The sequence below is a fragment of the Protofrankia sp. CiP3 genome, assembly GCF_917627345.1.
Taxonomy (GTDB): domain Bacteria; phylum Actinomycetota; class Actinomycetes; order Frankiales; family Frankiaceae; genus Protofrankia.
Genome location: NZ_CAKJTM010000008.1, coordinates 98,968 through 101,990, shown reverse-complemented (window position 1 = coordinate 101,990; position 3,023 = coordinate 98,968). Strand labels below are relative to the sequence as shown.

Below are 3,023 nucleotides of genomic sequence, written 5' to 3'. Positions count from 1 at the left end.
TCAGGCGATCAGTGGCCGGCGCCGTCGGTCTCGGCGAAGTCGCGCCCGCGGATCATGCGGGTCGGCGTGAAGACCATGACGTCCTTGCCATGTTGGTTGCGTACCGTTACACGGCTGGCCACGATGCCGCGTCCGGGCTTGCTGGTCGGGCGAGCCGACAGGGTCTCGACGATCGCGTGCAGCGTGTCGCCGACGTAGGTGGGGCCCTTGACCGCCAGGTCCATCGACAGGAACGCCAGGCCCGTGCCGTGCAGCGCGTTGGTCTGGAGCACCAGTCCCTCCGCGATGCAGTACACGAAGGCCCCCGGTACCAGCCGGCCGGTATACCCCCCGGCCGCGGCGTGGGTGGCATCAACGAACAGTGGTTCGTTGAAGCCGGCCCATTGGATGAATGTCATGAGGTCGGATTCGGTGATGCTCCTGGCCGAGGTGCGGAACGCCGTTCCCGGGAGCATCTCCTCCCAGGTCATCCCAGGCGCCAGCAGTGGCACATCGCCGCTCTTCGACGCGGGGGCGGCGGTGTCGGTCGCTGCGGTTTCGGTCACGGTTGAACTCCTCGTCGGACGGCCGGCGGTCGGTCAGATGTCGGCGCGGTGCCGCGCCTCGACGGCGATGAAGTCCGGCCGGCGTTTCTCCCGGATGGCGGCGATCCCCTCCTGCGCGGACGGGCTCGCAAAGCCGTAGAACTCGTGCGCGAGCGAGGCTTCGAACGCGGGCAGCTGCAACTGGTACCAGTGGTTGAGGGAGGACTTGGTAGCGCGCAGCGCGTCGGACGAGCCGGTCGCGAGTGACGTCGCCACCTCGAGGCCGCGGGCGTGGACCTGGTCGTCGTCCACCGCCAGCGAGACCAGCCCGATGCGCTCGGCCTCCTCGCCGGTGAGGCGTTCGCAGGTGAGCAGGTAGTACTTGGCCTTGGCCATCCCGCACAGCAGCGGCCAGCACAGCACGGCGTGGTCGCCGGCCGCGACACCGAGGCGGGTGTGGCCGTCGACGATGGTCGCGTGGCGCCCGACCACCGAGATGTCGGCCATCATGCCGACGGCGAGACCCGCGCCGACGGCCGGGCCGTGCATGGCCGAGACCACCGGCTTGGACAGGTTGAGCACGCCGAGGACCATGGCGCGCGCCTCGTGCAGGACCCTGGTGCGGACCCCGGGGCTGTCGGCCATCTCCTGGAGCAGGTCGAAGGTGCCGCCGGCGGAGAACCCCTTGCCCTCGCCCTGGACGAGCACGACACGGGTCTCGGGGTCGCGGTCGATGACCGGCCAGACCTCGGCGAGGTCGCGGTGCATGCGGGGGCTGACCGCGTTGAGATTGGGTGCGTCGAGCACGATGCGCAGAACGCCGAGCGCGGGTCGCTCGAAACGCAGCGTCGGGAAGTCGTCGTATCGGTCGCTCACACGTGACTCCAGCGTTGTCGCGCCGCGGCCCGCGGCAGGGGGATCAGCTGTGGTCGTCTCGTCGATGACGGCTGGTCGGGACGTCTGGTTCCGAAGCACGCTACTCGACGAATCGATTAATACGCTTACTGATTAAGTGTCGCACGTCGAGGCCTGTGACGACGAGGCTGACGAGCCCGGCGGGGTCCGCGGCGCCCGTGGTGGTGGCGGGTAAGCGCCCTGGCTGGACTGTCGCGCCTCGGTGTCGCTCATGGCATCGTTTATATAAATATTCCAATATTATCGGAGGCTTGCTGTGCGCGAGGCGTGGATCATCGATGGAGTACGGTCACCACGTGGCCGGGGCAAGGTGACCGGGTCGCTGCACCCGCTGCACCCGCAGGAGGTGCTGGCGCAGGTTCTCAACGCCCTGCGTGACCGCGTCGGCTTCGACCCGCTCGAGGTCGAGGACGTGGTCGCCGGCAACGGGATGCAGACCGGGGAACATGGCGCCGACATCGGTCGGCTCGCGTTGCTGGCGGCCGGCTGGCCGGTCGAGACACCCGGCTCGAGCCTCAACCGGTACTGCGGATCCGGCCAGCAGGCGGTCAGCTGGGCGGCGATGGGCATCCTGTCCGGTCACCAGGATCTCGTTGTCGGCTGCGGCGTCGAGTCGATGTCACGCTGGCCGGTGGCCGAGGGCGTGGTGACGCTCGACGCGGGCAACGCTCATCTGCGGGAGCTGTACCCGATGGTCCCGCAGGGCGTCAGCGCCGACCTCATCGCGACGCTGGAGGGCTTCACCCGCGAGGACGTGGACACCTTCGCAGCCCAGAGCCAGGAGCGATGCGCCAAGGCCGTGGCCGAGGGCCGCTTCGACGGCTCGGTCGTGCCGATCAGGCATCTCGACGGCACGCTCGCCCTCGACCACGACGAGTTCCCCCGCCCCAGTACGACGGTGGCCACGCTCGCGAAGCTGCCGGCGTCGTTCGAGCAGCTGGCGACCCAGGTGCAGCCGGGCTTCGACCGTTCCTTCGACGACATGTGCCGCGAGGTCTACCCCCAGGCTGGCGAGATCCAGCATGTGCACCACGCGGGTAACTCCAGCGGCGTCGTCGACGGCGCGTCGGCGATCGTGCTTGCCTCGCCCGACTACGCCCGCGCCCACGGGCTGACCCCGCGAGCGCGCGTCCGGATGACCGCGGTGGCGGGCGCCGATCCTGTGATCATGTTGACCGCCCCCGGCCCGGCCAGCCTGCGTTGCCTGGCCAAGGCAGGCATGACCGTGGCCGACATCGATCTCTGGGAGATCAACGAAGCCTTTGCCGCGGTCCCGTTGAAGACCATCCGCGATCTTGATCTTGACCCGGACCGGGTCAACGTCAACGGTGGGGCGATCGCGCTGGGCCATCCGATCGGAGCGTCTGGCCCGATGCTCATCCAGACCGTGCTGGACGAGCTTGAGCGGCGGGACAGCACCGTCGGCCTGGTAACGATGTGCACCGGCGGCGGCATGGGCACGGCGACGATCGTGGAGCGGATCTGACCCCTGCCGGGCACGCCCGGGAGCGCGTCATCGGACCGGCCGTGGCACCCCTCTCGGGACGCCACGGCCGATCATCGGGTGCTGGCTCCTCGTGGGGG

Annotated in this window: 3 protein-coding genes; 1 reads left to right on the top strand and 2 read right to left on the bottom strand. The window is 69.3% G+C overall.

All coding sequences use genetic code 11. The features are described from left to right. Nucleotides 1–8: 8 nt before the first annotated feature. On the bottom strand, nucleotides 9–470 hold the full coding sequence (locus tag MJ797_RS05095) for a MaoC family dehydratase (RefSeq protein WP_374581471.1): 462 nt from the start codon (nucleotides 468–470) through the stop codon (nucleotides 9–11). Nucleotides 471–578: 108 nt separating this feature from the next. Continuing rightward, on the bottom strand, nucleotides 579–1,400 hold the full coding sequence (locus MJ797_RS05090) for an enoyl-CoA hydratase/isomerase family protein (RefSeq protein ID WP_239310081.1): 822 nt from the start codon (nucleotides 1,398–1,400) through the stop codon (nucleotides 579–581). Nucleotides 1,401–1,695: 295 nt separating this feature from the next. On the opposite strand from MJ797_RS05090, the gene MJ797_RS05085 reads away from it, so the two are divergent. Next, nucleotides 1,696–2,925: an acetyl-CoA C-acetyltransferase gene (locus tag MJ797_RS05085; RefSeq protein WP_239332319.1), complete on the top strand. Its 1,230-nt coding sequence runs from the start codon at nucleotides 1,696–1,698 to the stop codon at nucleotides 2,923–2,925. Nucleotides 2,926–3,023 lie beyond the last annotated feature (98 nt).

Bases quoted from the DNA above. Each gene is read 5' to 3' on its own strand.
- MJ797_RS05095 (WP_374581471.1), bottom strand. From the start codon at position 470: ATGACCTGGGAGGAGATGCTCCCGGGAACGGCGTTCCGCACCTCGGCC.